We start from the raw sequence: 15,284 nt of genomic DNA on the forward strand, positions 1-15,284 counted from the left end.
CAGTTTGATATAGATGCTTCCTATATCAGTTGAGACTGCCATAAAGAGATTTGACCCGTGCAGAACGCAGCAGTCTAGATGTGCTGACGAATCGCTTCGATATAGGCCTGCCCGTAGCGCGTAAGTGTCGTGTTCTTGCGCGTGATAATGCCGATCTCCATGTACTCGTCTACATCGAGCGGAATCGAGATGATGCCGGGGCCGTTAAGTTCATGGCTGATCACGCCCGAACACACCGTGTAGCCGTTGAGGCCCATGGCCAGGTTGAACAGCGTCGCACGGTCGCGCACGCGGATATTCTTGCGACGCTCAAACGTCGAGGTCAGCTCCTCGGAATAGTAAAACGAGTTGTAACTGCCCTGCTCGTAGGATAAAAACGGATAGTCTTCCAGATCCTCGAGCGTCACGCTGGCGTGGTCCGCCAGCGGATGGTCGGCGCAGACGAAGACATGCGGCGTGGCGCAGAAAAGCCCCTCGAATACGAGCTCGTTGGCCGCCAGCATGCGCTCGATGACCTCGCGATTGTGCTCCGACAGATACAGAATGCCCAGCTCGCTTTTCATGTGCGCGACATCCTCGATAATCTCGTGGGTCTGCTCCTCGCGCAGGGTAAAGTCGTAGCGCGCGGCATCGAACTCGCGGATCACGTCGACAAACGCGTTGACGGCAAAGGAATAGTGCTGACAGCTTACGCTAAAATGCGGCACCTGTTCGGATGCTCCTTTGTACTTGCCCTCGAGCAGGTCGGCCTGGTCGAGCACCTGGCGCGCGTAGCCCAAGAAGGTCTCGCCCTCCTCGGACACAATGACACCCTTGTTGGTGCGCTCAAAGATATGCACACCCATCTCGTTTTCGAGATCGCGGATCGACGCGGTAATCGAAGGCTGCGACACAAAGAGTCGGCGCGAGGCCTCGGTGATGCTGCCGCATTCGGCAACCTTTACAACATATCTGAGCTGCTGAAGCTTCATAGCGCCCTCCCTAGACGTTCGTGACGTCGAAACCCGTCGCATCCATCTGACGCATAAACGGCGGCATCCCCCCCGTCGCAGCGCAGGCGGCAATCTGATGCAGAGCCCCGGCAACCGCATCGTCTGCCGCAGCGCCGATATGCCAGCGCGCGGCAGCCGTGACGGCCTCGTTGGCATTGGCGACTGCAACGGAGTTGGGAACGGCATCGATCATGGGCAGGTCGTTATCGGAATCGCCAAATACGGCCACCTCGTCGGGCGTCAGGTCCAAAGCGCGTGCCAGCTCCAGCGCAGCGCAACCCTTGTCCCAACCTGCTGGAAGGATATCGAACAGGCGCACTCGGTTGTTGGGAAACACGAGCGAGAGTTCCGGCACCTCAGCGGCAACGCGCTCACGTAGCTCCGCGAGCTCCTCACGCGAGCGGGCGCTCCAGATATTCGCCTTGTATACCGGGGCATCATCGACAACGGGACGGCACGGAGCCTCTTCGCCTTTGAGCCATGCGTTGCCGCCCGACTCCATGGCGCGACGCACGCGCTCGGGGTCGCTCGTCACGCAATAGGCATCGTTATCCCAAAAGTCGTCACCCAGGCTGTAGACCTTTAGATAGGTATCGTCGGTCTCTTGCTCGAGGTAATCGGCCAGACGCATCAGGGCATCGTTGTCGGTCGCGTGCGAAGCGACCGCCTGACCGTCGACAAACATGACCTGGCCGTTGCAGAACGCGCCGGTCGAGAAGCACTCGGCGCGATTGCGGAACATCCAGCCCATCGCGGAGGGCTGGCGACCCGAAACCGGGCCAAAGTGCAGACCCGCCGCCTGCATGGCATGAATGCCCTCGATGGCGTAGTCGCTGGCGCCGTCATGCCCGGCTGGAATCAGCGTATCGTCCATATCGGTCAGCACAAGTTTAATCATAAGGCCCCCTCGGTCATTCTTAATCCCGTCTATTGTACCGACCTGCCAAAAAGAGACAGGTTTATATTGGCAGGTTTTATCTGGGAAAACGCAAAGCCCCAGTTGTTACCTGCCAAAATAAACCTGTCCCTTTTTGGCAGGTGCGCTAGTATAGGGAACAACAGATTCGATGCGGGAGTGCCGGCGGTGCAAACCACAAGGCTGAGAGGGCATGGGGCCCAATCCTTTGAACCTGTCAGTTAATGCTGGCGTAGGGAGCATGCCGCCTTTTTAGGGGCGCTGTCTATGCACAGCGCCCCTTTTCTATGCCAAGGAGGCATGTGCAGTGATCGATTCGAAACAGCTCAAGCAAAACGTGGTCAAGGCCGTGGAGGAGATTCGCGCCACCAATCCGATGGCGGGCTCCATCACCAACACGGTGACGATTGACTTTGTCGCCAACGCGCAGCTCGCCGTGGGCGGATCGGCCGCCATGGTCTATCTGCCCGACGAGGGCGAGGCGCTCGTTGCCGGCGGCGGCGCCATCTATCTGAACATGGGCACACTCTTCCCCATCTACGAGCAGACGATTCCCCGCGCGGCCAAGGCGGCACACGACGCCGGCAAGCCCTGGGTGCTCGATCCGGTGGGCCTGGGCATCGGCAGTCTGCGCACCCAGCTGGTAGGCGAACTCAAGCAGTACAAGCCCGCCATCGTGCGCGGCAACGCCTCCGAGATCATTGCGCTCGCCGGCCTGTGGGGTCTTGAGGGTGAAGCCGCCGATCTGAGCCGCGTGCGCGGCGTCGACACCACCGATACGGTTGACGCCGCCCGCGATGCCGCCGCGGCGCTCGCCCGCCACACTGGCGGCGCCGTAGTGGTCTCGGGCGAAGTCGACCTAATCACCGACGGCACAACCGTGGCCAAGTCCCACGGCGGCAGCCCGCTCATGTCAAAGATCACCGGTTGTGGCTGCTCGCAGGGCGGCGTGCTGGCTGTGTACGCCTGCACTGCCGATCCGTTTACGGCAGCCATCTGTGGCACCGCCGTCTACAACGTTGCCGGCACGCGTGCCGCCGCTGTCGCCGATGCCCCGGCAAGCTTTAAGGTCGCCTTTATCGATGAGCTCTACCGCGCGACCGCCCAAGACATCGCCGATAACCAACTCGAGCTCGAGGAGGCATAAGCCATGTCCGAGCCCGCAACCAATGCCGACATGAACACGCTCGTCGCCGTGGCCATCGCCCCGTGCGGCACCGGCGACGAGCTGTCCGCCGAGATCGCCGAGGTCGTGCGCGTCATTCGCGAGAGCGGCCTTCCCAACCGCACCACCTCGATGTTCACCGAGATCGAGGGCGACTGGGACGAGGTCATGCAGGTCGTGCGCGACGCAACCTTTGTGTTGGCGAGCAAGGGCATCCGCACCGAAGTCGTGCTCAAAGCCGATATTCGACCCGGATTTACCGACACCATGACCGGCAAACTCAAGCGCATGGAAGCACAGATCAAAAAGCAGGAGGAAGCACAATGAGCATCCGCGACAACCTCGATATCTCGGCCTATCTGGTACTCGGCCCCGAAAACACCCTCGGACGCCCCGTGGGCGATGTGGTGGCCCAGGCACTCGACGCCGGCTTTACCTGCATCCAGGTGCGCTCCAAGGTGGCAAGCGCCCGCGAGATCATTGCGCTGACCGACGACGCCGCGCAGGCAATCGCACAGGCCGGCAAGACCGGTCAGGTCGCCCTGTTAATCGATGACCGTCTGGACTGTGTGCTTGCCGCGCGCGAGCAGGGCATTGCCGTCGATGGCGTGCACGTGGGCCAAAGCGATATTCCCGTCGAGGTCTGTCGCAGGCTGCTGGGCCCCGACGCCATCGTGGGCCTTTCGGCCCGTTGCGAGGAGATGCTCGAGTACGTCAAGACCGCCGACATGAGCCTGGTCGACTACCTGGGCATCGGCCCGCTCCACGAGACCGAGACCAAGCGCGACTGCGGACGCGCGGCCGACGGCTCTATCATCACCAAGAGCTTTGAGGACCTTGCCGCACTCCACGCGGCAAGCCCCGTGCCCATCGTGGTGGGCGGCGGCGTTAAGACGGCCGACTTGCCGCAGCTTAAGGCCACCGGCGTCGACGGCTTCTTTGTGGTAAGCGCCGTCTGCAGCGCCGACGACTCCCATGCCGCAGCCAAGGAGCTTGTCGACACCTGGCAGCAGGCATAGGCATAGGCCGAACAGCTGATTCGCAGCCTCATATCTTCAGCAATGGAAAGCACATCCCAGTTTGGGCCTCCATTCCGGGATGCGCTTTCCGTATGCGACCCTTACCCCGCCAGATACGCTTCCAACGCCGGCAAAGTCGCCTCTGCATCGTGGCGGCCGACCTGGTAGATGCGCTCGAGCTCATCCGGTTCGCGGCACAGCGACGGCACCTTCACCGATTCGCTCGGCCGCACCACAAAGATTTCCCCGGCAGCCTCTCGACGTGCCAGGTCATCGAGCGTGGCATTGTAGACCTCATGCCGATGCTCAAGCGCTGCAACAAACTCCGGATAGTGACGGAACACGCGCCGCAGCATGGGCATCACGCTGTTGGGCTGCTTCACAAAGCCCGCCGGCTGCGTGAGTACCACGATATTGCGGTCATATTCCTGCGCAAACAGCCATGCGCTGGGAATAGAATCAGCCACGCCACCATCCAGATACTTATGCCCGTCAATAGCAACGGGACGCGTCGCCACAGGAATGGCAGACGACGCCCGGATCCACTCGATATCGCGCTCGTCGCCATACGGTAGATCGTGGTAGACGGCCTTGCCCGTCTCGATATCGGTACACACGCACGTAAATCGCATGGGGCAGGCGCGATACGCCTCCAAGTCGATGGGATCGCGCTCGATAGGCACCTCGTGATAGGCAAAATCGGCATTGAACATATCGCCGGTTCGCAGCCAGCTGGTCACGCTCGCATAGCGCTTGTCGGCGCAATAGGCCTTGTTGTAACGAATGGCACGGCCGATCTGGCGCGATTTAAAGTTGTAGCCAAACGCCGCGCCCGCCGAGACACCCACCATATGGTCGCAGGTCAAACCGCGCTCCATCCAAACGTCGAGCACGCCCGCCGTATACATACCGCGGTAGCCGCCTCCCTCGAGCGCAAGCCCCACCGTGCGCGTCGTATCCGGCTGTGCCATGTGACCATCTCCGTTCCTGCGTTTTAAAACGGGACAAGTATACCCGTCAACATATATCGACTCAGTCGCATTTTTCATGCGCACCCAGGCGTTGCCGTTTGGCGAATAATAGCCGCCCACAGCATGTGCGCCCATATATAATTGTGCACTGTTGTCTATACTACTCAGCTGTTATCAACAGCGAACATTAGCCGGCAAAGTAACTCAACAACGCAGCAAGGCGGGGGCCTGGATACACGCAAGGCGCCGAGCAACGACGCGTGTACACCACGAGCTCGCCCGACGCCATCCGCCCCGACCTCAGAAAGCCGCTTACAACATGGACACCGCCAGCAATTACACCGAAACGCTCGAAAAGACCGTCCGTGACCTTCTCGAGCGTCAGGATGATCTGATTAGGACGGCCTTTACCGACCAGCTCACCGGACTTGGCAACCGCGGCGGCTTTGCCCGTTCCCTAGAGGAAATCTGGGAGCAGGAACTGCCCGTGACCATGGCGTTTATCGACATCGATAACCTTAAGCACTGCAACGACGTCTTTGGGCATGACGAGGGCAACCGCTATATCTTGCAGGTAAGTCTCTATCTCAAGCTGTATATGAAAGTGGACGAGGCGGCGTTTCGCATAGGCGGCGACGAGTTTGCCATCCTGTCTACGATTGCGACCGAGGACGACCTCGCCGAGCGCCTGGAACACTGCCGAACGGTCCTACTCAAAAACAACGATTCCGAGATGCCTCACTCGTTTAGCTACGGAGTGTCGCACGCCGACCCCGCCCTGGGTGAAGTCTCCAATCGCATGACACTCGATGCCGACCATCGCATGTACGACTACAAGCTACGCCATGCCATGCATCTTGATCGACGCAATATCGCGCAAGTCCACACCGACGACTTCGAAATAAGCGATCGCGTTTTTGACGCCTTTTCGATGCTCAACGAAGGCCGTTATTGCTTTATCGAGAACTTGGACAAACATCGCACCCTATGGTCACAAGGCGCCCTGCGCGATCTCGGTCTTCCTTCTGAGCATGTAGACAACTGCCACGATTACTGGAAAGCGCGTGTCCACCCCGATGACCTTGAGGCCTACATCAACGACATCGACCAAATCTATAATGGCTCCAAACACCGCCGCGTCATGCAGTACCGCATGCGCAATGCCGCGGGCGACTACGTCCTCTGCCGCGCTCGCGGGTTTCGCATCGACGGCGACGGAAATACCCCCTCGCTCTATGTCGGCGAACTTGTTAACCACTCACTCGCCGAGACCGTCGACGCCGCCACGGGCCTCGGAACGCAGCGTATGCTGATCAACGCTATCGATGCCTGCCGTCGCGACCGTTGCGAGACGGGGCTTATAGCGGTCCGCGTTTGTGGCACGGCAAAGTTCAACGAGCTCTACGGGGCCGAGGCTGTCGACAACATGCTCGCCGAATACGCAGGCCGCATGCTATCGATCACCCGCGGCAGAAGTCGCGTCTTCCGCTCGCGAAACGCCCAGTTCGTCGTGCTCAGCAACGATCTGGACCACGAGGCATTCGAGCAACTGACCCATCATCTTAAAGAGGCCGTTTTCGCTCCTGTTCGAATCGCGAACGACACCATTACCCCCGTCTGTCTTGTCGTCCCGGCCTTTTACGAGCGCTTAATCAATCAAGCGACCGCTGTTTTAGGCGAACTCGACCGTCGTCTTCGCACCGCCGGCGGGCTTGCGCCCAACGACAGCCTCCCCATACCCGAGATTGAGCGCAAAAGCGCCGTCGCCGAACGCATCGATACGCTCACGGGCCTCTATCGACCCAGTGAGTTTATGCGGCGTGCCAACGCATTTCTTAAGACAAGGCACGGCGGCGCTTGGTGTATCGCCACCGTCGACATGGGTCATATGCGACTGTTTAACGAATGGCACGGACAGGCCGAGGGCGACCGCGTGCTCGCCGATGTGGGCACGGTCCTCAAAGACATCGAGAATGCCGAGATGGGCGTCGCAGGATACTGGGGCCAAGACGACTTTTGCATTCTCATCCCCTTTGAGCACGACACCGTCCATCAAATCTATAACCGCGTTCGCGCCGCCGTGGCCAAGCATGATGACGGCGTGGGTTTCTGGCCGTCCATGGGCGTTTGCCCCATCGACCCCAACGAGGAAATCACCATCGACGCGCAGGCCAAGGCCATGTTTACCAATCGGCGCGCCAAAAACGATTTTAAGGATCGCATCGCCGTCTTTCGCCCCGAGGAATACAAGCGCGAGGTGGCGTTTCACCGCACCCTCACCGAGTTCCAGTATGCGCTCTCAAACGACCGCATCACCTACTACCTGCAGCCCCAGGTTGATATGGAAACCGGCGAGATCATTGGCGCCGAAGCACTCACCCGCTGGATTGACAAAGATGGATCATTGATTCCACCTGCGTCCTTTATCCCGGCGCTCGAGGAAAGCGGCTTTGTGGTGACGCTCGACAAGTACATTTGGCAGGGTGTCGCCTCGTGGCTGCGCGAGCGCATCGATCGAGGACTTTGCGTGGTTCCGGTCTCGCTTAATGTGTCGCGCGTGGATATCCTTGCCTGCGACGTTGCCGAACATATGGAGGCGCTCGCCGCCCAATACAACCTACCGCCCGAGCTCATGCGTATCGAGATCACCGAGACGGCTTATACGGGGGAGTCCGAGGCCGTGGACAAACTGACAGCCGACCTGCACACCCGCGGCTTCTCGACCTATATGGACGATTTTGGCACCGGCCAGTCCACGCTCGCGATGCTCAAGAACGTCAACGTCGACGTCATCAAGCTCGACCGCACCTTTGTGCCCACCGACCGCGATCAAGGCCGCAGCGCGCAGATCGTGTCATCGATGCTCGAGATGGCGCAGTCGCTCCATCTGCCCGTCGTGGTCGAAGGCGTCGAGACAAATGAGCAGGCAAACATACTACGCCACATGGGCGCCCGCTACGCTCAGGGCTTCCTCTACTACCGCCCCATGCCGGCGAATGATTTTGAGGCATTGCTCGATGGTGGCAAAAACAACTGATACGCTCGCGCGCAAAACACCACCGCCGAAGGGGACATTTGTCTCCATTAGCTAACTTATATCCCCAATTCAAACCGAATTGGGGATATGATACAAACCGTTGTTCTGCCCAAGGAGGTTATTCATCATGAACGAGTCATATCGCTTGGGCGAGCAATCGATTATTGCCTATCTTCAGCGACTTGCGAATGGTGTCTCGACCGCCGAACTCGATGTTTCCGTGCTGCCTGCTGAGCTACGCGCCGTTGGTGAGCAACTGCAAAAGACGCATGCCATCCTGCAACAAGAGCGCCAGCTGCTTGAGTGCAACGCCTATATCGATCCGCTCACCAACTTGGACAACCGTGGCGGACTCGACCGTCACGTCGAGCAGCTCTGGCGCAAAGGCGACCCCTTCACCTGCGCCTATATTGACATCGACCATCTCAAGCATTGCAATGATAGGTTTGGCCACGCCGAAGGCAATCGCTATATTCTGAGCATCTGTCGCACGCTCTCCGAAACCATGGAGCACGATGAGATGCTGTTCCGTATCGGTGGAGACGAGTTTGTGCTTATCTCGCTCTCTGCAAACGAGACTGAACTCGAGCAGCGCTTGGAGCAGGTACGTGCCGGGCTGATCGAGGCGAGCTCAGGTGGCAAGGCGCCCATGATCGCTAGCTTTAGCTTTGGCTGCTCGCGCGTCAATCCACTTGCCGGCGACACGCGTCGCCAGATGACGATGGATGCCGATCGCAAGATGTATCGCTATAAGCTTATGCATCGTGTGCAGCAACCGAAAGACAATGACGCGCCGCCACACCCAATTGCCGAGCAGCTTCCGTGCAACGACCGCGTATTCCAAGCGATCTCTATGAGCTCCGAGACGCGCTATCCGTTTATCCTCAATCTCGATACGGGCGAATCACAATGGTCGGTTAATGCCGTACGCGATTTTGACCTGCCCTCCCAGCATCCCTACAACTCACTCGACTTGTGGCTTGCCCGCGTTCACCCCGAGGACCGCGACAACGTACGCGCCGAGCTCGACATGGTGATAAACGGTACGTGGCACTTCCACTACATGCAGTATCGCGTGATGGATGCCACCGAAGCATACGTGCTTTGCGACTGCACGGGCTACCGCTTGGACGGCACCGATACCGAGCCCAACATGTACGTGGGCATGATTATCAACCGCAGCTTGGCAGATACGACCGATTCCGTGACCGGCCTGGGCGACATCCACGCCCTGGTCAACGCCATTGGCGAAATGCGTCGCGTCGCGCGCAAGGCGGGCTTGGTCGCCATTAAAATCGACGATATCGCTCAGGTCAATGCCCGCTTTGGCTTTGATGCAGGCGACCGCGTTTTGGCGGAGAGCGCCGCCTGCCTCATGGATTGTTCGCGCGGTAAGGGTCGTCTGTTCCGCTCGACCGGACCGATGTTCGTGGCGCTTTTCGACGAATTCGATCCCGAAGAGACCGACGCGATCGCAAAGGAAATCGAGCGGTTCTTGGGCTCTCCCGTGCTCTTTGGCTCATTTGAATATCAGCCACCCCTTCGCGTGGCCACGCTTCATCTGGACACCGTCGACCGACAGCCCGTTTCCATTTTGAACGAGCTCAAAGCGCTGCTTAAAGAGGCAGTACAGGTACCGGGCACCAAGCTAGACTAGCGTCGTGGGGCGCGATGTGAAACACAAGCCGTTTCGCATCGCGCCCCACGCCATCCGCCCTCTCGTGCGATAATCCTCCGCAGAAGTCACCGACAGCAGAGGGAGTTTGTGATGAAGGTTCTTTTGGTCAATGGCAGCCCCAAGGCAAACGGCAACACCGCTCGCGCGCTCGCCGAAGTCGCCGAGCAACTTAAAGCCGAGGGCATCGACAGCGAGGTATTCCAACTGGGCGCCAAGCCCATCCGCGACTGCATCGGCTGCGGTCAGTGCGGCAAGCTTGGCGGTCGCTGCACCTTTGACGACGACGTGGTGAACGAGCTCATCGCTGCCGCCGAGCAGGCAGACGGTTTTGTCTTTGGCTCCCCCGTCTACTATGCGCATCCCAGCGGACGCATCCTCTCGGCTCTCGACCGCGCATTCTATGCTGGCAGCAAGGCCTTTGTGCACAAGCCGGGTGCCGCGGTCGCCGTCGCCCGTCGCGGCGGCACGTCGACCACCTTCGATGTACTCAACAAATACTTCACTATCAACCAGATGCCCGTGGTGGCCTCCACATACTGGAACAACGTCTTTGGTGCCATGCCGGGCGAGGCCGCCCAGGACGCCGAGGGCCTGGCCACCATGCGCAACATCGGCAAGAACATGGCTTGGCTCCTGCATTGTATCGAGGCAGGGCAGGCTGCCGGCATCGAAGCCCCCGAAGCCGATCGCGAGCGCACCAACTTCATTCGTTAGAACGGCGGAACATGAATATCCAGATTTTTGGCACCAAGAAGTCCTTCGATACCAAGAAGGCCCAGCGCTATTTTAAGGAGCGCCGCATCAAGGTGCAGTTTATCGACCTTAAGGAAAAGGAGATGAGCAAAGGCGAGCTCACGAGCGTGATGCAGGCGGTCGGCGGCATCGACAAGCTGCTCAACCCCAAGGCCAAGGACGAGGAGACGCTCGCGCTCATCCAGCACCTCACCCCTAGCCAGCGCTTCGACAAGTTACTCGAGAACCAGCAGGTTCTAGCCGAGCCCATCGTGCGCAACGGCAAAAAGGCCACCGTCGGTTATTGCCCCGATGTATGGGGAGCCTGGGAGTAGCCTGTGTTATTTGCCGGCGCGTGGGTATAAGAGCAGGCGTTTGGCATAAGATTCAACTGTAAGCCATGTCTAACAAAGGAGGGCACATGCCCAACAAACCCGTGAAGATCATCATGCTTACCGGATACCTCGGTGCCGGCAAGACCACACTGCTCAACCACATCCTCGCTAACGACGGCGGCATCCGCGCCGCCGTGATCGTCAACGATATCGGCGAGATCAACGTCGACGCCAGCCTCATCGCCGACGGCGGCCTTTCCGAGACCGACGACCTCATCCCGCTCACCAACGGCTGCATCTGCTGCACGCTTTCGGACGACCTTGCCAACCAGCTGCAGGGCATCGCCGATTCGGGCAAGTTCGACTACATCATCATCGAGGCCTCGGGTATCTGCGAGCCTATCCCCATCGCCTACACCATCTCGAGCTTCTGCGACGAGGCCAAGGTGGGCGGCCAGCCCAAGCTTGCACTCGACAACATCGTGGCTGTGGTCGATTGCGCCCGCATGTACGACGAGTTCAACGGCGGCCGCGACCTGTTGGCCGAGGATATCGACGAGGACGACATCGAGAGCCTGCTCATCCAGCAGATCGAGTTCTGCTCCACGCTGATCCTCAACAAGACCGATACCGTGAGCCCTGAGCAGATCGCCGAGCTCAAGGCTATCGTGCGCAGCCTGCAGAAGGACGCCGTGATTGTCGAGGCCCAAAACGGCGAGGTCCCCATGGAGGAGCTGCTCGACACCGACCGCTTCGACTTTATGCGCGCCTACAACTCCGCCGCCTGGATCGAGGCCATGGAGCATCCCGAGGAGCACGACGACCCCGAGGTGCTCGAGTACGACATCGAGACCTTTGTGTACTCGCGCCGCAAGCCGTTTGACCTGCAGAAGTTCACCGATTTTGTTGAGCAGGAGTGGCCCGACGAGGTCATCCGCGTCAAGGGTCCGCTGTGGCAGACCGGCGATCCGGACATGTGCTACATGTTCGAGCAGGCCGGCCACCAAATGCGCCTGATGGAGAACGGTCTGTTCGTTGACTCCGCGCCCGAGGGCGAGAAGCAGAAGATCATCGACGAGAACCCCGAGATCATGCAGATTTGGGACGACGAGACGGGCGACCGCATGACGAGCCTGTGCATCATCGGCCGTCACATGGACAAGGATGCGCTCATCGCCTCCCTCGATGCCTGCCTGACCGACTGGCACCGCGCCTAGATTTATCCAAGCGGGCATTTTTCCGCCTACGTAACCGCCAAACCACCACGAAGGTGCCCTTCGTGGTGGTTTTTCGTTCTGAGCCAAGGAGAATCATGTTCAACATTGTGCTGTATGCGCCCGAGATTCCGGCCAATACGGGCAATATCGGCCGCACCTGCGTGGTTACCGGCGCCCGCCTGCATCTGGTGGAGCCGCTGGGGTTTTCGCTCGACGACAAGACGGTGCGTCGCGCCGGCCTGGGCTACTGGCAAAATTTGGACGTGACGACCTATGCCGGCTGGGAGGATTTCCTTGCGCGCAACGGCCTCTCCCCCGCCGACGAACGCCTGCATCTGCTGACCAAAAAGGCGCGCCGCACCTATGCGCAAAGTACCTACCGCGACGGTGACTTTTTGGTCTTTGGCAGCGAGAGCTCGGGGATTCCCGAGCCACTGCTTGCCGCGGCGCCCGAGCGCTGCGAGCGCATCCCCATGTTGCGCGATTGCGACTCGCTCGAAAACGCCGACGCCTGGGAGGCCCACGAGGAGTCGCTCGGGCATACCGAGGACAGCCACGAAGCCATCCTTCGACAGGATATCTGCGGCAACTTCGTCGACCCGGACGACTACCGCATCAGCGCTCTCAACCTCTCCAACAGCACCGCCATCGTCCTCTACGAGGCCCTGCGCCAAACAGGCTTTCCGGGAATGTGACAAAGGAACTATCCCTTTGTCACATTCGGTTATAGGTAGCGGCCGGTGATGCTTGCGGGGCAGGCCACGATGTCGCCCGGCGTGCCGGCGCAGACGATTTGCCCGCCCGCGTCACCGCCGCCCGGGCCCATGTCGATCACATAGTCGGCGTTGCGGACAAGGTCGAGGTCGTGTTCGATCACGACAACTGTGGCGCCCTTGGCGACGAGGCCGTCAAACACACTCAGCAACACCTGAACATCGAGCGGATGCAGGCCGATCGTGGGCTCGTCAAACACAAACACGGCATCATCCTGCACGCGGCCCATCTCGCTCGCGAGCTTAAGACGCTGCGCCTCGCCGCCCGAAAGCGCCGGTGTGGGCTCGCCAAGTGTGAGATAACCCAAGCCCAGGTCGTGCAAGGTCTGCAAGCGCGCCTGAACCTTCTTGAGCCCCACCGTGGCGTCGAGCGCTTCGTCCACACTCATGCCCATGAGCTGCGGCAACGTAAGCAGGCTCCCGTCCTTGCCCTCGCGATGGATATGCGAAGCCGCGTCTACATAACGTGAGCCGCGACATGCCGGGCAGACGATCTCGACGTCGGGCAAAAACTGCACGTCGAGCGATATCGAACCCGTGCCATCGCACGTAGGGCAGCGCAAAGCGCCAGTGTTGTAGCTAAATGCGCCTGCCTTGTAGCCGGCTGCCTTGGCCTCGGGCGTGCGGGCGAAGGCGCGACGCAGTTCATCATGGATGTCGGCATAAGTCGCTACCGTCGAACGCACGTTGGCACCGATGGGCGTGGCGTCTATCAGGTTGGCACGTGCAATGCCCTCGGCATCGACCCAACGCACGTGTTTTGGCAGGCGCTCGCTGGCTGCCTGCGCCTTAAGTGCCGGGATGAGTGTCTCGAGCACCAACGTCGTCTTACCCGAACCCGAAACGCCCGTCACCGCGACAAGGCGACCGCGCGGTATATCGACTTCGAGCGGTTTGACGGTATGGATGGCATCGGTCGCCATGCGGATATGGCCCCGGTCAAACATTTCGTCGTCAGGCACCTGCGGACGCAAGCGCTCAGGCTCCGAGCGCAAAAATGGGGCGATGCGGCTGCCCTGCGATTCTTCGACCTCGCCTACCGCGCCCGCGGCGATCACATTGCCGCCGCCTGCTCCGGCAACGGGGCCCATCTCGACCAGATAGTCGGCTTCCGCCAGTACGCGCGTGTCGTGGTCGACAACGACCACGGTGTTGCCGTCATCCACCAAATCGCGCATCACGCCTACCAGGCCGTCGACATTGGCAGGATGCAAGCCAATCGAGGGCTCGTCCAGCACATAGAGCACGCCCGTCGATCGGTTACGCACCACGCGGGCGAGCTGCACGCGCTGACGCTCGCCCGTGGAGAGCGTGGCACCGGCGCGGTCGAGTGAAAGGTAATCGAGGCCCAGATCGACCAGTCGACGGGCCGTGCTCAAAAACGAATCGCAGATATCCGTCGCCATGGGCTGCATCTCGGCCGGCAAGGATGCGGGCACCCCGCGCACCCACTCAATCGCCTCACCCAGCGTCATAGCCGCGGCCTGCGCCAGATTGATACCGCGCACCTGGGGATGGCGTGCGGCCTCGGAGAGACGCGTGCCGCCACAGTCACGGCATGGCCCCTCGCGCAAAAAGCGCGCCACGCGCTTGAGGCCCTTGTCGTCCTTAACCTTGGCGAGCGCATTCTCGACGGTATAGACAGCGTTGTAATAGGTAAAATCGAGCGGCGTGGCGCCCTCGCCGTTTTTGGGAACGTAGAGAATGTGCTTTTTAACCGCCGGACCGTGGAACACGATGTCGCGCTCTTGAGGCGTGAGCTGGTTAAACGGCACGTCGGTGCGCACGCCCATCTCGCCGGCTACCTGCTTCATCAGATCCCACATGAGCGTACCCCAGGGAAGCACCGCGCCTTCGTTGATGGTCTTTGACTCGTCGGGCACCAGGCTCGCTTCGTCCACCTCGCGCATGACACCGGTGCCGCCGCAGGTAGGGCACGCACCGCCGCTGTTAAAGGCAAGGTCCTCGGCACTCGGCGCGTAGAACTCGCGGCCGCACGCGGGGCACGTGAGCGACAGGCCCGCAGCCACGTTAAGGCTCGGCTCCACACGCGCCCCGCAATGTGGGCACACGTGATGGGCACAGCGGCTAAAGAGCAAACGCAGACTGTTGTTGAGCTCGGTCATGGTACCAAAGGTCGAGCGCACGCCTGGCACACTGGGACGCTGATGCAACGCGAGTGCCGCCGGTACGTGCAACACCTCGTCCACCTGGGCGTGCTCGGCCTGCGTCAGGCGACGTCGAGTATAGGTGCTGAGCGCCTCCAGGTAACGGCGCGAGCCCTCGGCATAAAGAACTCCCAGCGCCAGCGAGCTCTTGCCCGAGCCCGACACGCCGGCAATGCCCACGAGCCTCCCCAGCGGAATATCGATATCGATGTCCTTGAGATTGTGGACACGTGCACCGCGCACCTCGATAGCCTGCGGGCTCATCTTCTGTTCCGTCACCT

General features: G+C 60.4%; 13 protein-coding genes and 1 riboswitch. Of the genes, 9 read left to right on the top strand and 4 right to left on the bottom strand.

The window, feature by feature from the left end:
* Nucleotides 1-74: 74 nt before the first annotated feature.
* Together DXA43_RS00075 and DXA43_RS00080 are read right to left on the bottom strand one after the other, a co-directional pair.
* A complete protein-coding gene (locus DXA43_RS00075; RefSeq protein ID WP_117805906.1) occupies nucleotides 75-971 on the bottom strand; it encodes a LysR family transcriptional regulator in 897 nt (298 codons plus the stop codon).
* A gap of 10 nt (nucleotides 972-981) precedes the next feature.
* Complete coding sequence (locus DXA43_RS00080) at nucleotides 982-1,890, bottom strand: HAD-IIB family hydrolase (protein WP_117805907.1); 909 nt, start codon at nucleotides 1,888-1,890, stop codon at nucleotides 982-984.
* A gap of 163 nt (nucleotides 1,891-2,053) precedes the next feature.
* A riboswitch (TPP riboswitch) is annotated at nucleotides 2,054-2,164 on the top strand.
* Between the two features lie 51 nt (nucleotides 2,165-2,215).
* Between DXA43_RS00080 and thiM the strand changes: the two genes are divergently transcribed.
* Genes thiM through DXA43_RS00095 form a run of 3 tightly spaced genes read left to right on the top strand, consistent with a single transcriptional unit; the run spans nucleotide 2,216 to nucleotide 4,092 of the window.
* The gene (gene thiM / locus DXA43_RS00085; protein WP_117805908.1) at nucleotides 2,216-3,055 is read left to right on the top strand and encodes a hydroxyethylthiazole kinase; all 840 of its coding nucleotides are present in this window, start codon (nucleotides 2,216-2,218) and stop codon (nucleotides 3,053-3,055) included.
* A gap of 3 nt (nucleotides 3,056-3,058) precedes the next feature.
* The gene (locus tag DXA43_RS00090) at nucleotides 3,059-3,400 is read left to right on the top strand and encodes a thiamine-binding protein (RefSeq protein ID WP_233539973.1); all 342 of its coding nucleotides are present in this window, start codon (nucleotides 3,059-3,061) and stop codon (nucleotides 3,398-3,400) included.
* The gene (locus tag DXA43_RS00095) at nucleotides 3,397-4,092 is read left to right on the top strand and encodes a thiamine phosphate synthase (protein ID WP_117805909.1); all 696 of its coding nucleotides are present in this window, start codon (nucleotides 3,397-3,399) and stop codon (nucleotides 4,090-4,092) included. The genes DXA43_RS00090 and DXA43_RS00095 overlap by 4 nt, the downstream gene beginning before the upstream one ends.
* 101 nt (nucleotides 4,093-4,193) lie before the next feature.
* Here DXA43_RS00095 and DXA43_RS00100 read toward each other — a convergent pair whose 3' ends face one another.
* Nucleotides 4,194-5,063 carry a patatin family protein gene (locus tag DXA43_RS00100; RefSeq protein ID WP_117805910.1) on the bottom strand — a complete coding sequence of 290 codons (870 nt, stop codon included), beginning with the start codon at nucleotides 5,061-5,063 and terminating at the stop codon, nucleotides 4,194-4,196.
* A 319-nt stretch (nucleotides 5,064-5,382) separates the two neighbouring features.
* On the opposite strand from DXA43_RS00100, the gene DXA43_RS00105 reads away from it, so the two are divergent.
* The 6 genes from DXA43_RS00105 (at nucleotide 5,383) to DXA43_RS00130 (ending at nucleotide 12,757) form a co-directional block, all read left to right on the top strand.
* Nucleotides 5,383-8,100 carry an EAL domain-containing protein gene (locus tag DXA43_RS00105; RefSeq protein ID WP_117805911.1) on the top strand — a complete coding sequence of 906 codons (2,718 nt, stop codon included), beginning with the start codon at nucleotides 5,383-5,385 and terminating at the stop codon, nucleotides 8,098-8,100.
* Nucleotides 8,101-8,227: 127 nt separating this feature from the next.
* A complete protein-coding gene (locus tag DXA43_RS00110; RefSeq protein WP_117805912.1) occupies nucleotides 8,228-9,757 on the top strand; it encodes a diguanylate cyclase domain-containing protein in 1,530 nt (509 codons plus the stop codon).
* A 111-nt stretch (nucleotides 9,758-9,868) separates the two neighbouring features.
* A complete protein-coding gene (locus DXA43_RS00115) occupies nucleotides 9,869-10,492 on the top strand; it encodes a flavodoxin family protein (RefSeq protein WP_089572906.1) in 624 nt (207 codons plus the stop codon).
* Nucleotides 10,493-10,503: 11 nt separating this feature from the next.
* Nucleotides 10,504-10,845 carry an arsenate reductase family protein gene (locus tag DXA43_RS00120; protein WP_022093957.1) on the top strand — a complete coding sequence of 114 codons (342 nt, stop codon included), beginning with the start codon at nucleotides 10,504-10,506 and terminating at the stop codon, nucleotides 10,843-10,845.
* 86 nt (nucleotides 10,846-10,931) lie between these two features.
* Nucleotides 10,932-12,062, top strand: a complete 1,131-nt coding sequence (locus tag DXA43_RS00125; RefSeq protein WP_055252195.1) for a GTP-binding protein — start codon at nucleotides 10,932-10,934, stop codon at nucleotides 12,060-12,062.
* A 95-nt stretch (nucleotides 12,063-12,157) separates the two neighbouring features.
* A complete protein-coding gene (locus tag DXA43_RS00130) occupies nucleotides 12,158-12,757 on the top strand; it encodes a tRNA (cytidine(34)-2'-O)-methyltransferase (protein WP_117805913.1) in 600 nt (199 codons plus the stop codon).
* A 29-nt stretch (nucleotides 12,758-12,786) separates the two neighbouring features.
* Here the strand turns inward: DXA43_RS00130 and DXA43_RS00135 are convergent, their stop codons facing one another.
* On the bottom strand, nucleotides 12,787-15,282 hold the full coding sequence (locus DXA43_RS00135; RefSeq protein ID WP_233539974.1) for an excinuclease ABC subunit UvrA: 2,496 nt from the start codon (nucleotides 15,280-15,282) through the stop codon (nucleotides 12,787-12,789).
* Between the last annotated feature and the right edge of the window lie 2 nt (nucleotides 15,283-15,284).

Source organism: Collinsella sp. OF02-10 (assembly GCF_003463445.1).
GTDB lineage: Bacteria > Actinomycetota > Coriobacteriia > Coriobacteriales > Coriobacteriaceae > Collinsella.